We start from the raw sequence: 20,398 nt of genomic DNA on the forward strand, positions 1-20,398 counted from the left end.
TCATTTGTCATGTGTGAGCCGAAGGTTAGTAAATGTCCTCAATTAGTCGTCAGTCTTCATCTTTACCAGAACGACCGGAAAACGGTTGGATGGAGCATATCGAGGACGTCTATCTGGGTCGCTGGGTCAACCCGGCAACAGGTGAAACGGGACCAAGAGCTCCGGTCGACAAGATCCTGATTTCGGAATCAATTGACGGAGAGGAGGCGGACCTCGCCCGCTCCGTGGGCATCGGCGATTCAACCGCGATGGTCGCCGATGCCAACACTTGGGATGCTGCAGGAGCACGGATTGCGCGAAACCTCGGCCAGAACGGGTTCAAGGTGAGCGAAGTCATTCTATCTGGACGACCGCATGCGACCGTTGCAGAAGCGGATGCTCTCGAACAGCGCCTGCAAAACTTCTCGTCCGTCATCGCGGTCGGTTCGGGCACTGTCAATGACCTGACAAAATATGTGACGGCTCATACCGGGCGTCCCTATTGCGTATTTGGAACCGCTGCGTCGATGGATGGGTATGCATCGACGACAGCCTCGATGGGATTGCCGAGCGGTCTGAAAATTTCGTTGCCAGCACATGCACCTAAGGGCGTTTTTCTAGATCTTGATGTCATTTCACGCGCTCCGAACCGAATGGCAGCGGCCGGGTTCGGTGACTGTCTGTGCAACAGCGTTGCCAGGATCGACTGGTGGATGTCCCACAAGCTGCTGGGCAGTCAGTTCTGGCTGGAGCCCTATCTCATCAGTGAGCCGGACGAAGGCATGTTGGAAGCTCATGCCTCCGGTTTGCAGGAAGGCGACATTGCGGCGGTCGGGTACCTTGTAAGAGCGCTGGTTCTCTCTGGGCTTGGGGTTGCGTTCACCAAGGTCTCCAATCACGGCTCCATGGGCGAGCATCAGATTTCCCACTACATCGATTGTTTTGCGCGCGATCAGCACAAGGGAACGCTTCATGGAGAACAGGTCGGCGTTGCAACCTTGAGCATGGGTCGCATTCAGCAATGGTATCTCGATCAGGAGAAGCCGCCGGAAGTTCGCCCGACGAAAGTTGACGGCGAAGATATGGCGCGCCGGATGGGTCCCGAAATCGCGGCGCAATGCGAAGCGGAATATCGAAAGAAAGCGCTGGATGAAGACGGTGCCGCCCGCCTGAATGAACATCTCCAGGACATCTGGCAGGAGCTGCGCGCGGACTGCAAAAAACTGGTCGATCCGGTTGAGGCAATGCTTGCCAAGCTCACCCAGGTAGGCGGTGCGACCAGCGGGAGCGACCTTGGGCTTTCGGCCGATTTCTATCGCGAGGCGGTGCGCCACGCCCATGAAATGCGGAACCGGTTCTCGTTTGCGGATCTCGCCTGCGATGCAGGTCTGCTGGACGATTTTGCGGCAAGGGAGGTCTGACGCGTGAGGCCTCTCGATGCAATGCCAGCTGAAACCGCCGCCTCAATCCACACGGTCATGGCGGACATAGACGATACGCTGACGACAGATGGCAGCCTACCGGCAAAAGCATATTCCGCGCTTGAGAGATTGAAAGCTGCCGGATTCCATGTTGCGGCGATTACAGGTAGACCAGCTGGCTGGTGCGATATGATTGCGCGATTCTGGCCGGTTGACGGGGTGGTCGGGGAAAACGGCGCGCTTTACTACGCCTATGACCGGACTGCCCGGAAAATGAACCGGGTGTTTGCGACAAGCGATACCGTGCGCCGACACAATCAGACTCGCTATGAAAAAATAGCAGAGCGCATCCTGAAAGAAGTTCCCGGATCCGCAGTCTCGGCAGATCAGTCCTTTCGCGAGGCGGATCTTGCCATCGACTTTTGTGAAGACGTCGCCCCTTTGCGTCAGCAGGATGTCGAACGGATCAAGGCAATTTTTGAAGACGAAGGCGCGGTCGCCAAGGTGTCTTCAATCCACGTCAATGGGTGGTATGGAGCCTATGACAAGCTGACCATGACGCGGCGGTTTACATCCGATGTGCTGGGCGTGGATCTTGAAACCGAAAAAGACCGGATCGTTTTTTGCGGAGACAGTCCCAATGACGCACCCATGTTCGGCTATTTTCCCAACGCATGCGGCGTCGCAAACGTTCTGGATTTCAAGGGCCGTATCGAGGCAGAGCCTGGCTGGATAGCCTCCGAGCGCGGAGGAGCCGGATTTGCCGAACTGGCGGACGTGCTGATTGCCGCAAAGAAAACCTCTGACAGGAGAATAAGTGCATGAAAAAGGCCGAATTGGCTCTGCGTGAGGAGATCATCGCTCGCTGCAAGGAGATGAATGCCAGCGGTATCAATCAGGGTACGTCCGGAAACATTTCCGTTCGATTTGAAGACCGGATGCTGATCTCGCCGTCAGCGACACCTTACGATCAGATGACGCCGGATATGATCGCGTCCGTCGGACTGGACGACACAAGCGGCGCTTATGAAGGGCCGCTGAAACCGTCGACGGAATGGCGGTTCCACCAAAAACTTCTGCGTGGCCGGCCGGATGCCGGCGCGGTGGTTCACGCGCACCCGACCTACTGCACGACGCTTGCAATCGCCCGAAAGGAGATCCCGTCCTGCCACTACATGGTCGCCGCGTTTGGCGGGAACAACGTCCGTTGCGCAGGATACGCGACATTCGGTTCTGAGGAGCTGTCCGAGCTTGCCATTGAGGCAATGACCGACCGTACGGCCTGCCTGCTTGCCAATCATGGCATGATCGCGATCGGCGAAAATCTTGCCAAGGCCATGTGGCGGGCAATCGAGCTCGAAACGATCGCAAAACAATATTACCTCAGCCTCGTCATTGGCGGTCCGGTTCTCTTGAGTGATGCCGCCATCGATGACACCCACCGCGGGTTCGCGGGCTATGGCCTTCAGGACAGTGAGGCTGACAAGAAGCCGAAGCCGAGGCGACGGGCCCCCAAGAAGACACCGGCGAAAAAGAAGTAGAGATGCCATGAACTTGGGAGGGTCAACATGGCGTTTGTGAGAACCAGAGGATTGCGAGGCTATATCACCGGCGACAGCCCGGTGCCTTGGCTTGCGCCGCTGGTTGCCATGCTTGTGGTCTTCACGATCTACCCGTTGTTCTACAACATCTGGCTTTCCTTCCACGAGTACGCTCCCTTCAAGCGCCGTCTGGTTTATGTCGGAACGGAGAACTGGAACAACCTGTTTGCCGATCCCCGGTTCTGGGAAGCGCTCTCTGTCACGTTCACCTACTTCTTCGTACTTCTGGCGATCCAGGTCGTGCTGGGCATGATCATTGCGCTTCTTCTTGATTCAGACGAGCCCGGGTTCGGCCTGCTTCGGGGCCTTCTAACGCTGACCCTCGTTATCCCTCCAGCCATCACCGGCATGATGTTCCTGCTAATGGAAGATCCGGAGTTCGGTGTCCTCACATATATTCTTGAGGCCATGGGGATTTTGAGCGGTCAGGACCCGATTCTGGCAACAAGCTCGACGGCACTCGCCGGTGTCATGCTGGCCGATATCTGGCAATGGACACCCTTCATGGTGCTGATCTTTCTGGCCGGGCTGCGATCGCTGCCGCAAGAGCCTTACGAGGCCGCGATGCTGGATGGTGCATCTGCCTTTCAGACTTTCCGAAGGATCACCTTGCCGATGATGTCCAAGGTCATCGCCGTTGCGGTTCTGATCCGCGGGATCGATCTGTTCCGTGCGTTTGACTACATGTTCGTCATGACTTCAGGCGGCCCGGGAACCTCTACCTACACATTGTCCCTCTACGCCTGGCAGCAAACGTTCAGCTTCATCAAATGGGGGTATGGCGCGACCATCAGCCTTGTCAGCCTGGTGCTGATCCTGGTTATCGCCAATCTCTTTATCTGGATTGCGAAGGTGCGCTGGTGATTGTCGAGAGCAAATATCGGCGCTATTCGCGCATGGCCGCCGCGTGGTTTATTACCGCGCTGTTCGTGTTCCCGCTCTACTACTGGGGCACAACGGCGTTCAAGGAAGCCAAGGAGATCTTCTCCGTTCCGCCAACGGTCTGGTCGTTCACGCCAACGCTCCGAAATTTTGAAGAGGTCTTCGGCATTTCGTTCGGCTTCCTGCGCCAGCAGGAGGTATTGCCCGGTGGCGGGAATTTCTACATGGCGCCGCGGCTTTGGGACTCCATTGTCGTTGCGCTGTTTTCCACTGCGCTCGCGATCGCCATTTCGACCTTTGCGGCCTATGCGTTGAGCCGAATGGATTTTCGCGGTCGACACCACTTTGTCGCCTGGGTGCTTTCCACCCGGATGATGCCGCCGGTTGCCGTCGCGATCCCGATGTTCTTCATCTACAAGGACATCGGACTGATGGATTCCTACACGGGCATCATCTTAATCCACGCTCTGATGAACCTGCCGCTGGCTGTGCTTCTGCTGAAGAGCTTCTTCGACGACATTCCAAGAGAGATAGATGAAAGCGCGATTGTCGACGGAGCGTCGCGCTGGAAGATTTTCCGCAGGATCATTTTGCCGATGGCCAAGGGTGGAATCGCTGCGACGGCCGTCCTTTGTTTCATCTTTTCCTGGACTGAATTCATCTTTGTTCTGACCTTGACGCAGACCGGACTGAAAACGGTGCCGGTCGTGTCTTCGAGCTTCGTAACATCCACAGGCACCGCCTGGGGCAACATGGCGGCCTTGGGAGTGGCTGCGATGGCTCCGGCGTTTCTATTCATCCTGCTGGTCCAGAAACAGCTGGTCCGTGGGCTGACGCTCGGTTCCCTCAAGCAATAGGAGAAACTGTCTTTACGGGACCATCAATCAAGTATCATGGGAGGAGTTAGTCATGAGAGACACTGACAAGAAACAATACCTGGCCAATGTGGTGGACGCCTATGTGCACCGCCGAATGGGGCGACGGGATTTTCTCAGGAACGCGGGGTTGCTCGGTCTGGGTGCAGCTGCGTTCGGTGCGGGGATGCGCCGGCCCTTCGGTCTGGGGTCCATGCCTTTTGCGCATGCTTCTGACGATCTGCGGCCCTCAGACGAGGTGTTGAAGTGGGTCAAGGACGTTTCGGGCCCGTTTCGCGGTACGACGCTGAAGCTGGCGACCGAGTCCACTCCTCCTTCGAATGCGATCAACAGTCAGCTGAAAAAGTATTTCGAAGAAGCTTCAGGCATGACGGTTGAGATCGAGGTTCTGCCACTTGAGCAGGTCCTTCAGAAAATGACCCTCGATATCGCTTCCCAGCTCGGCACCTATGATCTCTACTACATTGACCAGAGCTGGGCTGCGTCCGTAAGCCAGGATGTTTTCGATCCGCGCGAGCAGATTGAAGCCAAACCGGATCTGGCAATGCCGGATTACAACATCGATGATTTCCTGCCGGCACTCGTTGACGGCATCGCGAAATACGAGGACCGTTGGGTCGGTGTGCCGTACGACATTCCGATCTTCATCATGATGTACCGGAAGGACATCTGGGAAGAGATGGGTTTCAATGCGCCATCCTCGCTTGAAGAATACTACCAGCAGGCCAAGGCAATCACGGATGCCAAGGGCCCGGATCTTTACGGATCGACGGGGCAAATGAAGTCCGGTCACTACAGCCTTGAGTGTGACTGGACCGCCTGGCTTTGGGGACATGGCGGGTCCATCTTCACTCCGGACGGCAAGTTCTCGGGCAATGATGAACGCGGCCTGGAGGCCATGGACTACTGGACCAAACTCTGGAAAACCATGCCGCCTGGCGTGACAGGGTGGACGTGGGATGGCCAGGGGCAATCCGTTGCTCAAGGCGTTGCAGCTTCCATGATGAGCTGGGGTGAGTTCTTCCCGTATTTCGACGATCCTTCGGCGACCAAGGTTTCCGGTTTGATGGAGGCTGTCAGGTGTCCGCCACCCGTCCGTGCGCTTCGCACAAGCGAAGAGACCGGTTTTGGTGAAATCCCTGGTGTCGGTCACCAGGGCGGTTCCTCGCTCGCGGTTTCCAAGAACTCCAAGAACCCGGATGCGGCATGGATCTTCATGCAGTGGGCGACAAGCTACGATACCCAGGTCCTGATTACGGCGCTGGGCGGTGGCACTGGCCCGACACGCGAAAGCGTTTATGACGATCCGCGCATCATCGCCAACAATCGCGTCGGACCAGGCACAACGCGCCACCTCAATGTGGTGAGAGACACCATCGCCATGGACATGGGGTCTGAGCCTGATCTGCCGCAGTGGGCGGAATTGTCCAACGACACCATCCCGGTCAGGCTCGGCAAGTACTTTGCCGGCGACTACGGCTCGCCGAAAGAGGCAATGGACGATATTGCCCAGTCGGTCGACAAGATCGTGTCTGGATAACCGTTCCAGAAGCAAAAGCTAAGGGAAGGGTGGATCCACCCTTCCCATCTATGACGGTTGGGAGGATCCTGTGGGACATAAACCTCTTGTCGCAATAACAGGGGCAAGCTCGGGTATCGGTGAAGCAACTGCGCGTGCGTTCTCCGAAGCTGGGCATCCGGTCTTGCTGATGGCACGCCGCATGGACCGGATGGAAGCGCTTGGGCTTCCCAATGCGGTTCTTCGTCAGGTGGATGTCCGTGATCGGGATGCGATTGCCGCAGCAGTGCGCGATGCGGAAGCCGAATTCGGACCGGTGGATATGATGTTTGCGAATGCGGGCATTGCGCGTCTGGCTGATATCGGTCGTCAGCCTCCCGAGGAATGGGACGAGATGATCGACATCAACACCAAAGGTGTGATGAACACGGTGCATGCCGTGATGAAAGGCATGATGGATCGGCGTCACGGCACGCTCGTCATGATGAGCTCCATCGCAGGGCGAAAGGTCTATCCCGATCACACGGTCTATTGCGGCACGAAGTATTTCGTTCACGCGGTTTCGGAGAGTTTGCGCGAGTATCTTTCCGCCTACGACGTGCGGGTCGTGGTGCTTTCGCCGGGCGTGATCGAAACCGAAGTGCTGTCCGGTGTCCTCGATGAAGAAACGCTTGAAAACTACAAGAGCAACAAGGTCAAAATGGGTGGTGGCATTGGCGCTGACATCGTCGCCGATTTGATACTCAATGCCTATCAATTGCCGCAAAAGGCACTGGTGCAGGAGATCTGCCTGACACCGACACGGCAAACCTACTGAGGAAGTCTGCATTTATGGCCGAAGTCGCCTACCACAATATCTCCAAATCCTACGGGTCCTTTGAGGTCATGCGCGACCTGTCGCTGTCTATCCATGATGGCGAGTTCGCAGTGCTTCTGGGGGCGTCCGGATGCGGCAAGACGACGTTGCTCCGCATGACGGCAGGCTTGGAGAACATCACCGGCGGAGACCTGACAATCGACGGTCAGGTGATGAATGAGGTGCACCCGCGGGATCGCGACATCGCCATGGTGTTTCAGAATTACGCGCTCTATCCGACCATGAAAGTCTTTGACAACATCGCCTTCAGTCTGGAGGTCAAGCGTTTGAGCAAGGAAGAGATCAAGCGCAAGGTCAATGAGGCGGCCGCAGTGTTGAACCTCACTGACTATCTCGACCGGTACCCGCGTGAGCTTTCAGGTGGTCAGCGGCAAAGAGTGGCCATGGGACGCGCAATGGTGCGCGATGCCAAGGTGTTCCTCTTTGACGAACCGTTGTCCAATCTCGATGCCAAGCTGCGTGCACATATGCGTGTTGAAATTCGCCAGCTGCATGAACGGCTCAAGGCGACGACGATTTATGTCACGCATGATCAGATCGAAGCCATGACCATGGCGGACAAGATCGTCCTCATGAAAGGCGGGAAGATTGAACAGGTCGGGACACCTGACGACCTTTATGACAGGCCTGCGACCAAATTTGCGGCTGACTTCATTGGATCTCCCTCGATGAATTTCGTTGAAGGAGAAATCTATGCGCAGAATGGCAAACCGGCATTCATTGGGCCTCATATCAATCTGCCGCTCGATGAAAGCCTCGCCGCCGAGCCAGGGCAAAGAGTCATTTGCGGATTGCGTCCATCCGATCTCGTGACCGCGGAAAACGGCCAAATTTCAGGCACCGTAAAACTCGTTGAGAAGACGGGGGCAGACGTCAATATCCATGTCGACCTGAGCGACACGGCACATCTTGTGGCGACGATGGCGCGCGACAATGGTGTGGTTGCGGGTGGGCCGATAGAACTTGCGATCCCATCCAAGGCTGTCCATCTTTTCGACGCGGACAGCGAAATCCGCATAGAAGCCCAAACGTCTGATTAGCGAGCCCAGCTCGAAGACCGGCCTTCTTTTTCTTGACTGGCACGGTCTTTTTCGCGCGGTCAGTTAGTTTTGACACCGGTTATCCGAGAGACCTCAAAACGCTCTGAACACCATCGGTCTTCAAGTCCTGATAAGCGCGCGTCACAGACGGTTTCAAAACGCCGGCGAGATCCGGTTCGAAGATGTCGCGAATATTCAGGAAAGCCGCCACTTTCTCAGCATCGTCTGCCGGATTGTCCGAAATGGATTTTAGCCTATCAACCATGGGGTCACGCACATCGATTGGTTGACCGTTAAGGTCAGTGCCACCGGCATAGTGCATCCAGGCTGCCACCACTGTTGCCAATCTCGACGTGGGGCGGTCTGCGGCAAGGTTGTCCTTCAAGGTTCCCAGAATGCGTTGCGGCAGTTTCTGGCTGCCGTCCATGGCGATCTGCCAGGTTCGATGCCTGATCCCGGGATTGGCAAAGCGGGCCAGGAGTTCGTCGGCATAGATCTCAAGATCGACGCTTGGCGGAGCTTCAAATGATGGAATGATTTCCTGTCGCCAGAGGGCTTTCAGGAAAGGAGCAAAGACTGCATCGGCGACAGTGTCGGCAACGGTTTCGTGACCCGCCAGGTAGCCGAGATAGGCAATTGCAGAATGCGTGCCGTTGAGCATACGCAATTTCATATGTTCATATGGGGCAACGTCATCAACCAGTTGAACACCGACGGCTCCAAGATCGGGACGCTTCCCGGTGCCGAATGCGGGCACAAAGTCATCTTCAATTACCCATTGACGGAACGGTTCGTGGAATACGGGCGCGTCGTCAAATCGGCCGGTTTCAGCGGCAAGTGCGTCAATGTCTTCCTGTTTCGTGGCGGGCACGATCCGGTCGACCATTGTCGAGGGGAAGCGTCCTTCGTGTTCAATCCATGTGGCGAGGTCAGGGTCAATCAGTCTAGCAAGTTCGATCACAACACCGCGCACCAGCTTGCCGTTGTCCGGCAGGTTGTCGCAGCTCAGAACCGTAAAAGGAGGCTCACCCACTGCCTTGCGCCTCGCAAGTGCCCGCACAAGGTAGCCAGGAGCTGAGACCGGAACCGGGTTTTTGAGGTCTGCCGCAATGTCCGGGTGTTGTGGATTGAGCTGACCGGTTGAAGGATCATGGCAATATCCCTTTTCGGTCACCGTGAGGCTGACGATCCGTGTTGTCGGATCGGCCATGGCGCTCAGGACGGCTTCTGGATCTTCTCTTGCCGCAAGTACGTCATAAAGGATCTCAACCTGACGAAGCGATGACGCCTCAGCGCCAAGTTCCTTCGCGGTATAGACGAAGTCCTGTGGTGCCAGTTGATCTCGCGTTCGAGTGCTTTGCAGACTGACCCCGACAATACCCCAGTCTCCACCGTCTTTTCGTTGCGCCTCTTCAATGTAGATGGCCCCGAAGGCTCGAAAAAACGCTCCGAGACCGAGGTGGACAATACCTGGTTTTTGCGCGGGGCCGCGTTGTCTGGTCAGACGCGGTTGTTCAGCGGGCAAGCCAGCCTCCATCAACATTGAGTACGGCACCGTGAATATACTTTGCCGCGGAAGATGCAAGAAACACCGCTGCTTCACCGATATCGGACGCTTCGCCCCAGCGTCCTGCCGGGATTCGTTCGAGGATCTGTTTGTTGCGCTCGGTATCTTCCCGCAGGGCCTTTGTGTTGTTGGTCGCAATATATCCTGGAGCGATAGCATTCACATTGATGCCCTGCGCCGCCCATTCGTTGGCCAGCAGCTTGGTCAAGCCCGCAATGCCGTGTTTGGAAGCCGTATATGACGGCACTCTGATGCCACCCTGAAAGGACAGCAAGGAGGCGATATTGACGATGGACGCGGTCCGGCCCGCAGCAAGTGTCGCTCTGCCAAATGCCTGGCAGGTGAAAAAGACTGCCTTGAGATTGACGTCCATGACGTCGTCCCAGTCCGTTTCGGTAAAGTCGACGCTGTCGGCACGCCGGATAATTCCCGCGTTGTTGACCAGGATGTCGATGGGTTCCTTTTCGAAGATGGGCACCGCAGCCATCGGATCGGAAAAGTCGAGCGGTACATGCCTCCCGTTCCCGATCTGGTTCAGAGTTTCTTCGCAGTCGCGACGCGCGGCGCAAAGCACTTCTGCACCTGCATTGCCCATGGCAATGGCGATGGCTTGACCAATTCCGGTATTGGCCCCGGTTACAAGCGCTCGTTTCCCTTCAAGCGAAAACGCGTTCACCGCAAATCCTCCATCGCAACCATGTCCATATCGGTGAAATCAACATTGTCACCGGCCATGGCCCAGCAAAATGTGTAAGCGCCTGTGCCGGCGCCGCAATGGATCGACCAAGGCGGTGAGAGAACGGCTTCTTCGTTGGCCATAACAAGGTGGCGGGTTTCTTCCGGCTTGCCCATGAAATGAAAAACACGCTGATCAACCCCGAGCTTGAAATAGAGATAGGCTTCCATGCGTCGGTCGTGCACATGTGCCGGCATCGTGTTCCAGACCGACCCGGGCGCGAATTCAGTGTAGCCCATCAGAAGCTGGCAGCTGTCGGCAACTTCTGGATGGAGGAATTGCAGGATCACGCGCTTGTTGGAGGTCTCCGCAGAGCCCAGTTCGACGCGTCTGGCGTCCTGAAGTCTGATCAGACGTGTTGGGTAACTGTGATGCGCCGGAGCAGACAAAACGTAATATCGGCCTGCTCCGCCAAAGGTCACCGGGCCGGAACCCATTCCGGCGTAAAGGACTTCGCCCCGGTCGATCTCATAGATTTCGCCGCCAACTGTCACCTTGCCCTTGTCGCCGATATTGAGGATGCCGAGTTCTCGCCGGTCGAGCAGCGACGATGTGCCGGCTTCCTTGACTTCGTCAAGAACGAGGTCTCCGTTTGCCGGAACGATGCCACCGAGGATCAATCGGTCATAGTGGCTATAAACGAGGTTGATCCTGTCGTCCTCAAACAGGCCGGAGACGTGAAAGTTCTTCCGGATGCCGCTGGTGTCCAGCGACTTGGCCGTTTCAGGGTCTATGGCATAGCGGGTTTCTACATTCAGCATGTGATGCGCTTTCTGAATTGTCTGCAAGGCTTAGAGAAAATCGTCGCGGCGGGGTGCGAAAGTGTCGATCAGCGTGCCGGGCGACAGGCAAACACACCCATGTTCGGCGTTGGAGGGAATGACAAAACTGTCTCCCGGCCCGACGACAAACTCAGATCCGTTGATCGAAAAGCGGAAAGAGCCGCTCTCCACATAGGTGGATTGAACATGGATGTGACGGTGCAGTTTTCCTTCAGCACCTTCTGCCTGAAAGCGGAACGCAACCACCATCAGGTCTGAATTTTCAGAAAGTACCTGACGGGTAACGCCCTCGTCTGCAGGCACTTCCGGATAAGAGTTCACAAACATGAATCGACCTCAATGAAACAAAGACGGAAGCCATAGCGATAGCGCGGGGATGTAGGTCACAAGGCCCAAGGTGAAGATCGCTGCTCCATAAAAAGGCCAGATCGTACGAATGGCATCCCATACGGAGATCTTGCCGACGGCACAGCCGACAAACAGGACAGTTCCCACGGGCGGTGTACACAAGCCTATCCCGAGGTTCAGAACCAGAATTACGCCGAAATGAACAGGATCGACGCCAAAGGCCGTGGCAACCGGCAGGAAAATTGGTGTTGTGATCACGATCAACGGCGACATGTCCATGAAGGTGCCCAAGAAGAGAAGAACGATGTTGATCATCAGTAGAATGATCAGAGGGTTCTCAGATACACCCTTCATGAAGGCGACCAGCTCTGCCGGGATTTTCAGAAATGCCAGCAACCAGCCGAAAGATGCGGCGCAACCGATGACAAGCAACACCATGGCGGTGGTTCTGACCGCAGCCTTGGTGGCAGCAACAAATTCAGGCCAGTGCATGGTGCGGTAGGCAAGAGTGGTCACAAGTAACGCATAAACAGCTGCGATACAGGAGCTCTCTGAGGCTGTGAACACTCCTGAGCGCACGCCACCAAAGATGATGCCGATCAACAACAGGCCGGGAATGGCATTCAGCAAAAGACCACCAAGTGCTGACCAGCCTGGAAATGACTCTGTCGGATACCCTGCCCGTTTTGCCACAAACCAAGCCGTCGTCATCAACGTGGTGGCAAGCAGAAGACCCGGCAGGATCCCTGCCGTAAAGAGGTCTGCAATCGACAGCCGCCCACCTGCAGAAATCGAATAGATGATCATGTTGTGCGATGGTGGCAGCATCAACGCTATGATTGAAGACATCACAGTTATGTTCACGCCGTATTCGACTGAGTATCCCTTCTTTTTCATTTGCGGGATCATCAGGCCACCGATGGCGGTTGCGTCGGCCGCTGCCGAACCGGATATGCCGCCGAAAAGAACTGAAGCCGAAATATTCACCTGACCGAGACCACCTCGCAGATGACCAACAACAGCGCCCGCCAGTGCAACCAGACGGCGGGCAATGTCCCCGCGCACCATCAATTCACCGGCGAAGATGAAAAATGGTATTGCCATGAGTGCAAAAACGGAGACCCCGGAGTTCAATCGTTGGAAAACGATAACCGGCGGCAGGCCCATGTAGAGAACTGTGGCAAGGGATGCAGCGCCCAGGCAAAACGCCACAGGCGTGCCGATCAGCAGCAGGAATGTAAATGTGCCGAACAAGATGAAAGGTTCCATTTCAGGCGTCCTCCATCTCTGTTTCGCCGAAACGAGCTGTCGGCAAACCCGCTGCACGACGCACAAGCCGTTCGAGCGAGAACACGAAAATCAGACAGCCTCCTGCGACCAGGGGCAAAAAGTCGACCGCCCCCGAAATGCCGAGCGATGGAAGCTTGACGTTCCAGGCGGATAAAGCGAGCTCAGTTCCAAACCAGGCCATGCCGGCACCAAAGGCGGCGACCACAATGTCTGAAACGCTGAACAGGGCGAGCTTTGCACCTGCGGGCAAGAAGTAGAGCAGGACATCAAAGCTGAGATGATAACCTTCCCGAATGCCGACCGCAGCGCCCAGAAAAATAAACCAACCCATCAGGATGACGGATGCCGGTTCGCTCCAGACCAGACTGTCATTCATCACATAGCGCATGAACACCTGCGCACTGATAAACATCGTCATGAGGATGAGCCCGCCACCGGCAAACCAGAGAGCTGCCGTTGAAACGTACCGCATTGATGTTGCGGCCAATAAGAGAGGTGCGTTCACGTCGTCGTCCTGAAAGGTGGTCTGTGACCGGCAAGCCGGCCACAGACAGGTGTTGCCGTCAGTCGGTTGCGCGGATGCGGGAAACCAGATCTTTCAGCTTGTCGGACGTGACATGTTTTTCATAGACGCTGTCCATCGCGGCCATGAAAGGTTCCTTGTCGATCTCGGTGATCACCTCAACGCCTGCCGCACGCACTTTTTCCTCAGACGCCTTTTCGCGCGCTTGCCACAGGTCCCTCATTACCGGGACGGAGGCGCGTGCTGCCTGCCTGACGGCTTCCTGGTCTTCCGGTGACAGCTTGTCCCAGGAGACCTTGGACATAACAAGCACTTCAGGAACGATCAGATGCTCATCCAGGGTATAGTAACCGGCAACTTCATAGTGGCCTGAAGACTCGTATGACGGCCAGTTGTTCTCAGCACCATCGATAACGCCGGTCTGAATCGACGAATAGACTTCGCCATATGGCATGGGCGTCGCATTGGCGCCAAGGGCAGACATCATGTCGACGAAAATGTCGGACTGCATCACTCTGACTTTCATGCCGTCGAGGTCTTCAATCGATTTAATTGGTTTAACTCGATTGTAAAAACTGCGAGATCCGCCGTCATAAAAAGCAAGGCCAACATAGCCATGTGGTTCGAAGGCTTTCAGAATGTCTTCGCCGATCGGACCATCCATAACGCGATGCATGTGGTCGACGCCCTTGAACACATAAGGCAGCGAAACAACCTTTGTTTCCTCAACAAGGTTGTTGAACGGTCCCATGGAGACGCGGTTCAAGTCGATAACGCCAAATTTTGTTTGCTCGATCGTGTCTTTTTCCTGCCCCAGCTGCGCTGAATGAAAAACTTCAACACAAATGCGACCGTCGGTGCTTTCCTGAAGCAACTTCCCCATATGCTTTACGGCCTCGACGGTCGGATAACCGTCTGGATGGGTGTCAGATGACTTCAAGGTGACTTCGCAAGCCACAGCAGTGGTCGCGAAAGCGGCTGTCGCTAGAAGCGACATCGCCAAAGTCTTCAGTACGTTCATTTATTCCTCCCGATGAATGGCTTGTCAGAGCCGATAGGCCTGTTTTGCAAGCCTGTAAGTGAGGTCGTAAGCGACCTCATATGCCTCGTCCTCGTTCAGCCTCCCGGATGTCACGAGTGATGCGAGGTATGCGCAGTCGACCCTGCGCGCCACATCATGGCGGGCAGGGATCGAACAAAAGGCGCGGGTGTCGTCGTTGAAGCCGACGGTGTTGTAGAAACCAGCGGTCTCGGTCGTCATTTCGCGGAACCGGCGCATGCCCTCCGCGCTGTCATGGAACCACCAGGCCGGACCCAATTTGAGCGTCGGGTAGGCACCGGCAAGCGGTGCCAATTCACGCGAATAAGAGGTCTCATCCAGGGTGAACAGGATGATGGAAAGATCTTTTTCCAGACCATAGGCGTCGAGCAGGGGCTTGAGCGCTTTGACGTAGTCGGTTCTGGTTGGAATATCGAAGCCCTTGTCACGCCCAAATGTATCCATGACCGGATTTGAATGGTTGCGGTGACTGCCCGGATGGATCTGAAGCACCAGTCCATCATCCAGGCTCATTCTTGCCATTTCGGTGAGCATATGCCCCCGAAAAGCTTCGGCCTCATCAACTGTGCAGGTGCCTTTGAGTGCCTTCTGGAATAATTCCTGTGCCTTTGCCGAGGACAGGTTCTCGGTTCTGGCAGTTGGGTGACCATGGTCAGATGACGTTGCGCCGAAAGACTTGAAGTAGGCGCGTCTTGCCAAGTGAGCGTTCAGATAACCCTGCCAGGAGAACGTGTCTTCTCCGGTGATTTCTCCGAAGTGCTCGATGTTTTGCTGAAATCCTTCGAACTCCGGGTCAACCACCGGATCCGGCCGATACGCCGTAACAACCCGGCCCCGCCAGTCGCATTCTCGAATGGCGCGGTGCCACTTGAGGTCGTCCAGGGGCGATTCAGTTGTGGCGATGACTTCGATGTTGAAGCGCTCAAACAGGGCTCTGGGCTTGAAGTCCGGTTGGACCAGCCGTTCGGCAATATGGTCATAGGCTTCTTCAGCGGTTTCTGCCGTCAGGCGCTTTGTCCAGCCAAACACTTCCTGAAAGGCGTGTTCAAGCCACATGCGGGATGGGGTTGCGCGAAAGAGGTGGAAGTTTTCAGCAAAGGTCTGCCAGACCTTTCTGCTGTCTGTTTCCGTAAGGCCGCCGTCCCTGCGCTGAACACCAAGCTCGGTCAAGTCAATACCTTGCGAAACCAGCATTCGAAGGACGTAGTGGTCTGGTATGACAAACAGCTGCGCCGGATCAGGAAAAGCCTCGTTCTCGGCATACCACTGCGGGTCGGTGTGGCCGTGCGGGCTTATGATCGGCAAGTCCCGAACGCTCTCGTAGAGCCTGCGCGCGATTTCAAGAGCCTTGGGCTCGGTTGGCAGGAGGCGGTCTGGAGATAACCCTTTGATTGCCGTTTCCGGAACTATCGAATTCTCCAGGGCCATACTATTCTCCCGTTCACGCAAACCGGCTAGCACATGTTGCTACTAGTAAACTGATATGCTAGTTGAATGGATAAGTCAACGGAGAGAGGCTGATGACAGACTCAAGTGCCTTAAAGGCGCTGGAACCACTTAAAATTCCCAAAGTCGCCGACACGGTATTTGAGGAACTGCATCAGCAGATCCTGTCATTGGAACTGCCGCCTGGAACAAAGGTGTCAGAAATTGAGGTGGCGAAAGCGCTGGGTATTTCGCGGCAACCGGTCCGCGATGCCTTCTTTCGCTTGTCTCAGCTCGGCTTTATTCTGATCCGGCCTCAGCGCGCAACTGTAATTTCCAAGATTTCGGAACAAGCGGTCCTGCGTGCGAAATTCATGCGGATCGCTCTCGAACTGGCATGCTGGAAGGCGGCAATGAGTGTGATTTCCGATGCACAAATTGATGATCTTGAGCTGTTGCTCAAGGAGCAGGCCAATGCTGTCAGCGCCAATGATCTGAAGGGGTTCCATTCGCTGGACGACGATCTGCATCGGCGCATCTGCGAAATCGCCGGACATGAATATGCCTGGTCATTCATCCGCGAGCAAAAGGCGCATATGGACCGCGTCCGCTTCATTTCCCTGACGATTGGAGCAGCGCAAAGAGCGTATGACGACCATATCGAGCTGCTTCAAATCATGCGCGCGCGCGATCACACGCGTCTGGAACCTATCTTGAACGAACATCTCGGCCGGATCGAACTCACGCTCGCGCAAATTCGCGATGAAAAGCCTGAATATTTTCAGGAATAATGCACCGATTGCCACGCTAAGGGCGCGGAACGCGTCTGCTCACCTGCGTTTTGATCCAGTTGACAAAATCGCTAGCCGCCGGGCTGAGCTTTCCTGCGGGCGTCGCGACATAGTAGTTATGTCCCGAACCGTCTTTGACCGGTGCGAGCTGCTTCAGGGCGCCTGATGTGATTTCGGCTTCCACCAGATATGTCGGCAGGATTGCAGCTCCCATGCCGTTGACCGCGGCCGAGATGATGAGCGGAAACTGATCGAAATAGCTGCCTATTTGTGCCCGTTCCTCTGAGCCGGGTACTGATTTGCGGAAAACGCTCCAAAGATGCGGCCGTGTTGTCAGGTGAAGCAAAGGCATCCGGAATATGTCCTCGCGGCTGGAGACACGATGTTCCTCGATCAGGGCCGGGGCCGCCGCAACGATCAGGTCTTCCGGGCAAAGCGGCGTCAGTTTTGCTCCAGGCCAATCATTTGCACCGAAATGAATGGCCACATCGACCCCCTGTTCGGCAATATCGAAGGGCTCTGAACGGCTGTAGAGCATCAAGTCGAGATTTTGGCGTCTGGCTTTGAACTCTCCCAGGCGCGGAACCAGCCAGCGTTCCCCAAACGCGGGAAGTACGCCGATTGTAAGCATTTCCTGCGTGCTGCCAGCTGCAACAGCTTGGGAAATGGTCGCCCGCAGTCGCGTGAGATCGGACGCCAGGCTGTCTCCGAGGGATCTTCCGGCCTGCGTCAATCGGATGCCGCGGCCTTCACGCCGGAAAAGAGCCGCGCCGATCTGATCTTCCAGTTCCTTCACCTGCCGGCTGACGCCGCTTTGTGTGAGGCCCAATTCTTCGGCCGCTGCGGTGAAACTCTGATGCTTCGCAGCGGCTTCAAAGCACCGCAGCACCGAAACGCTCGGCAAAGGGATGTCACGCTTCATTTAGACCGCTCCAATCATGAGTTTTAGTCATGAATAAAACTCTTTTTCAGGTATTTTTGTGCAGGTCAAGGAAGAGTATTCTCCAAAGTAATCGACAACGGGGATTAAACGGACATGCAGAAGATCGCGGTTTTGGGGCTCGGCAAGGTCGGCACACTGGCTGCCGAACTGTTGCATGCAACCGGTTTTTCCGTGACGGGATTTGATGCGCATGCGGTGCCGGACTTGCCGTTCGAAACACGGCAGATCGATGTTGGTGACAACGCTGCTCTTGAAGACGTCCTCAAGGACTTCAACTCGGTGTTGTCCTGCTTGCCCTATTTCCTGAACACCGGTGTTGCGACTGCTGCGCACAGCCTTGGGCTTCACTATTTCGATCTGACCGAGGATGTGCCGACCACAAAGGCAATCCAGGAGCTCGCCAAGACTTCACGAGGCATTATGGCACCGCAATGCGGACTGGCTCCAGGTTTTGTGGGTATTGTTGGCGCCCACCTTATTGATGCTTTTGAAACCTGCCGGTCTTGCCGCATGCGTGTCGGCGCTTTGCCCCAGAACCCTACCGGCCTCATGGGCTATTCCTTCAACTGGTCGCCTGAAGGGGTGGTGAACGAATATCTCAACGATTGCGAAGTTCTTGAGAACGGAGAGATCAAGTGGGTCTCGCCGATGGAATGGATTGAAAAGATTGTCATTGGGGGCATCGAACTGGAGGCCTTTACTACGTCAGGCGGTCTCGGGACGATGTGCGAGACTTACAAAAGCCGTGTTCCCAACATGGACTACAAGACAATGCGCTATCCGGGGCACGTGCAGTTGATGAATTTCTTCTTCCACGAACTTCTGATGCGTGACAGACGCAAGGAGGCCGGAGAAATCCTGGTCAACGCCAAGCCGCCTGTCAGCGACGATATCGTTTTTGTCCACGTATCAGCCGAAGGCGAAATCAACGGGCGTATGCAACGCAAGGAATTCGTTCGCGGCCTGAAACCGGTTGAGATTGCCGGTCAGGAACGGACAGCCATAGCCTGGACGACTGCCTCGTCAGTGGTCGCAATCATCGAAATGGTTCGTGAGGGAACTTTGCCCGACCACGGCTTTCTCAAACAGGAAGATGTCTCGCTCGAGACATTTTTGAAGACACATAACGGCGCTCGCTACAACGCCTAGCCAATAGCGCAAACAATCACATTGTCCGAGGAGTTAGACATGGAACATTCCCAGGTCCTGAGCGCGCTTGGCTTCAGCACAAGTGAACTGACAGGCGGAACACTTGCCGTCAGGTCGCCGATCGACGGTGCTCAGATTGCTCAGGTGCATGAGACACCATTGGGCGATATGGAGAAAATTATCACCCGTTCACAGGCCGCGTTTGCAAGCTGGCGGGCCCTCCCGGCGCCACGCAGAGGTGAGCTGGTCCGCCTTCTTGGCGAAGAGTTGAGAGATGCAAAAGAGGCGCTTGGTGCGCTTGTTACGCTTGAAGCCGGCAAGATCACATCCGAAGGGCTTGGTGAAGTTCAGGAGATGATCGATATCTGTGACTTTGCGGTTGGTCAGTCCCGTCAACTCTACGGCCTGACAATCGCCTCGGAGCGCCCAGGCCACAAAATGTCTGAAACCTGGCACCCGATGGGACCTTGTGGTGTCATCACCGCGTTTAACTTTCCCGTCGCCGTCTGGTCCTGGAATACGGCTTTGGCGCTTATTTGCGGTAATCCAATTATCTGGAAACCGTCTGAAAAGACGCCGCTGACGGCATTGGCCTGCCAGAAAATCTTCCAAAAGGCACTGACGCGTTTCGGAAAAGATGCACCTAAGCACCTGTTGCAAGTCGTCATCGGCGGTGCAGACATTGGCGATGCACTTGTAACGTCAAGAGGCGTACCAATTCTCTCGGCGACCGGCTCGACCCGCATGGGTTCTGTTGTTGGACCAAAAGTCGCCGCACGTTTCGGACGTTCAATCCTTGAACTGGGTGGCAACAACGCAATGATCGTTGCACCGAGTGCTGATCTGGAAATGGCCGTGCGGGCAATTGTCTTTTCCGCGGTGGGAACTGCCGGCCAGCGTTGCACGTCTTTGCGCCGACTGATCGTGCATTCCACAATCAAGGACGCACTCGTCGGCAAGCTCAGGAATGCCTATGACAGCCTGAAAATCGGCGACCCACGCCAGGAGGGCACACTGATCGGTCCCCTGGTTGACGAGGGGGCGCTTGATGCAATGCAGCTTGCCCTTGAAAATGCGCGTTCTGAAGGTGCGCGTGTCCACGGTGGCAGCAAGGTGAACGAAGGCGTTCCAGCCGGGTGCTATGCAGCTCCTGCGCTTGTTGAAATGCCCGAACAGAGCGAGACCGTAAAAACGGAAACCTTTGCGCCCATTCTCTACGTGATGAGCTACGAGACCCTTGAAGAAGCGATCGCTCTTCAGAACGATGTCCCCCAGGGACTTTCGTCCTGCATCTTCACGCTCAATATGCGTGAAGCGGAAACCTTCCTGTCGGCACTCGGATCCGACTGCGGCATAGCCAATGTCAACATCGGTCCGTCAGGGGCTGAAATCGGCGGCGCATTCGGCGGTGAAAAGGAAACCGGCGGTGGTCGCGAGTCGGGGTCAGATGCCTGGAAGGGCTATATGCGACGTCAGACCTCGACAGTGAACTATTCGGCTGAATTGCCGTTGGCACAAGGTGTCGAATTTGACATTTAGCTGGCACGGCCCGCCTTTTGGCGGGCTTTGTCTCACCTCGGAATGTGCGCC

The 20,398-nt window shown here is 55.8% G+C and carries 20 protein-coding genes; 11 read left to right on the forward strand and 9 right to left on the reverse strand.

Going from position 1 to position 20,398, the window contains the following annotated elements; genetic code table 11:
- The first annotated feature begins 32 nt into the window (after positions 1-32).
- From K1718_RS04425 to K1718_RS04460, 8 genes are all read left to right on the forward strand, one after another.
- Positions 33-1,400, forward strand: coding sequence for a sn-glycerol-1-phosphate dehydrogenase (locus K1718_RS04425; protein WP_152499776.1), 1,368 nt, complete (start codon positions 33-35; stop codon positions 1,398-1,400).
- 3 nt (positions 1,401-1,403) lie between these two features.
- Complete coding sequence (locus K1718_RS04430) at positions 1,404-2,225, forward strand: HAD-IIB family hydrolase (RefSeq protein ID WP_152499777.1); 822 nt, start codon at positions 1,404-1,406, stop codon at positions 2,223-2,225.
- Positions 2,222-2,941, forward strand: coding sequence for a class II aldolase/adducin family protein (locus K1718_RS04435; RefSeq protein WP_265682618.1), 720 nt, complete (start codon positions 2,222-2,224; stop codon positions 2,939-2,941). The genes K1718_RS04430 and K1718_RS04435 overlap by 4 nt, the downstream gene beginning before the upstream one ends.
- Before the next feature lie 27 nt (positions 2,942-2,968).
- The gene (locus K1718_RS04440; RefSeq protein WP_152499779.1) at positions 2,969-3,865 is read left to right on the forward strand and encodes a carbohydrate ABC transporter permease; all 897 of its coding nucleotides are present in this window, start codon (positions 2,969-2,971) and stop codon (positions 3,863-3,865) included.
- Between the two features lie 32 nt (positions 3,866-3,897).
- Positions 3,898-4,740, forward strand: a complete 843-nt coding sequence (locus K1718_RS04445; RefSeq protein ID WP_152504120.1) for a carbohydrate ABC transporter permease — start codon at positions 3,898-3,900, stop codon at positions 4,738-4,740.
- Positions 4,741-4,792: 52 nt separating this feature from the next.
- The gene (locus tag K1718_RS04450; RefSeq protein ID WP_152499780.1) at positions 4,793-6,298 is read left to right on the forward strand and encodes an ABC transporter substrate-binding protein; all 1,506 of its coding nucleotides are present in this window, start codon (positions 4,793-4,795) and stop codon (positions 6,296-6,298) included.
- A 70-nt stretch (positions 6,299-6,368) separates the two neighbouring features.
- Positions 6,369-7,094 carry an SDR family oxidoreductase gene (locus tag K1718_RS04455; protein ID WP_152499781.1) on the forward strand — a complete coding sequence of 242 codons (726 nt, stop codon included), beginning with the start codon at positions 6,369-6,371 and terminating at the stop codon, positions 7,092-7,094.
- 14 nt (positions 7,095-7,108) lie between these two features.
- Positions 7,109-8,194 (forward strand): ABC transporter ATP-binding protein, encoded by a 1,086-nt coding sequence (locus tag K1718_RS04460; protein WP_265682622.1) that lies wholly within the window; start codon positions 7,109-7,111, stop codon positions 8,192-8,194.
- A gap of 79 nt (positions 8,195-8,273) precedes the next feature.
- On the opposite strand, the gene K1718_RS04465 is transcribed toward K1718_RS04460, so the two are convergent.
- Genes K1718_RS04465 through uxaC form a run of 8 tightly spaced genes read right to left on the reverse strand, consistent with a single transcriptional unit; the run spans position 8,274 to position 15,928 of the window.
- The gene (locus K1718_RS04465) at positions 8,274-9,719 is read right to left on the reverse strand and encodes a mannitol dehydrogenase family protein (RefSeq protein ID WP_265682624.1); all 1,446 of its coding nucleotides are present in this window, start codon (positions 9,717-9,719) and stop codon (positions 8,274-8,276) included.
- Positions 9,709-10,437: a 2-dehydro-3-deoxy-D-gluconate 5-dehydrogenase KduD gene (gene kduD, locus K1718_RS04470; RefSeq protein WP_265682626.1), complete on the reverse strand. Its 729-nt coding sequence runs from the start codon at positions 10,435-10,437 to the stop codon at positions 9,709-9,711. Before kduD ends, K1718_RS04465 begins: the two co-directional genes overlap by 11 nt.
- The gene (gene kduI / locus K1718_RS04475) at positions 10,434-11,258 is read right to left on the reverse strand and encodes a 5-dehydro-4-deoxy-D-glucuronate isomerase (RefSeq protein WP_265682628.1); all 825 of its coding nucleotides are present in this window, start codon (positions 11,256-11,258) and stop codon (positions 10,434-10,436) included. Before kduI ends, kduD begins: the two co-directional genes overlap by 4 nt.
- A gap of 30 nt (positions 11,259-11,288) precedes the next feature.
- Positions 11,289-11,606: a cupin domain-containing protein gene (locus tag K1718_RS04480; RefSeq protein ID WP_265682630.1), complete on the reverse strand. Its 318-nt coding sequence runs from the start codon at positions 11,604-11,606 to the stop codon at positions 11,289-11,291.
- A 9-nt stretch (positions 11,607-11,615) separates the two neighbouring features.
- Positions 11,616-12,896 carry a TRAP transporter large permease gene (locus K1718_RS04485; protein WP_265682632.1) on the reverse strand — a complete coding sequence of 427 codons (1,281 nt, stop codon included), beginning with the start codon at positions 12,894-12,896 and terminating at the stop codon, positions 11,616-11,618.
- Position 12,897: 1 nt separating this feature from the next.
- Positions 12,898-13,422, reverse strand: a complete 525-nt coding sequence (locus K1718_RS04490; RefSeq protein WP_371419568.1) for a TRAP transporter small permease — start codon at positions 13,420-13,422, stop codon at positions 12,898-12,900.
- Between the two features lie 58 nt (positions 13,423-13,480).
- The gene (locus K1718_RS04495; protein WP_265682635.1) at positions 13,481-14,461 is read right to left on the reverse strand and encodes a TRAP transporter substrate-binding protein; all 981 of its coding nucleotides are present in this window, start codon (positions 14,459-14,461) and stop codon (positions 13,481-13,483) included.
- Positions 14,462-14,485: 24 nt separating this feature from the next.
- On the reverse strand, positions 14,486-15,928 hold the full coding sequence (gene uxaC, locus K1718_RS04500) for a glucuronate isomerase (protein WP_152499788.1): 1,443 nt from the start codon (positions 15,926-15,928) through the stop codon (positions 14,486-14,488).
- Between the two features lie 92 nt (positions 15,929-16,020).
- Here uxaC and K1718_RS04505 point away from each other — a divergent pair, with 92 nt between their 5' ends.
- Positions 16,021-16,716, forward strand: a complete 696-nt coding sequence (locus K1718_RS04505; RefSeq protein WP_152499789.1) for a GntR family transcriptional regulator — start codon at positions 16,021-16,023, stop codon at positions 16,714-16,716.
- 16 nt (positions 16,717-16,732) lie between these two features.
- On the opposite strand, the gene K1718_RS04510 is transcribed toward K1718_RS04505, so the two are convergent.
- Positions 16,733-17,638 (reverse strand): LysR substrate-binding domain-containing protein, encoded by a 906-nt coding sequence (locus tag K1718_RS04510; RefSeq protein ID WP_152499790.1) that lies wholly within the window; start codon positions 17,636-17,638, stop codon positions 16,733-16,735.
- A 114-nt stretch (positions 17,639-17,752) separates the two neighbouring features.
- Here K1718_RS04510 and K1718_RS04515 point away from each other — a divergent pair, with 114 nt between their 5' ends.
- Entirely contained in the window at positions 17,753-18,808 is a 1,056-nt protein-coding gene (locus K1718_RS04515) for a saccharopine dehydrogenase family protein (RefSeq protein WP_152499791.1), read from the forward strand.
- Between the two features lie 39 nt (positions 18,809-18,847).
- Entirely contained in the window at positions 18,848-20,347 is a 1,500-nt protein-coding gene (gene amaB, locus K1718_RS04520) for an L-piperidine-6-carboxylate dehydrogenase (RefSeq protein WP_265682638.1), read from the forward strand.
- The last annotated feature ends 51 nt before the right edge of the window (positions 20,348-20,398 follow it).

The organism is Roseibium porphyridii, assembly GCF_026191725.2.
GTDB classification, from domain to species: domain Bacteria; phylum Pseudomonadota; class Alphaproteobacteria; order Rhizobiales; family Stappiaceae; genus Roseibium; species Roseibium porphyridii.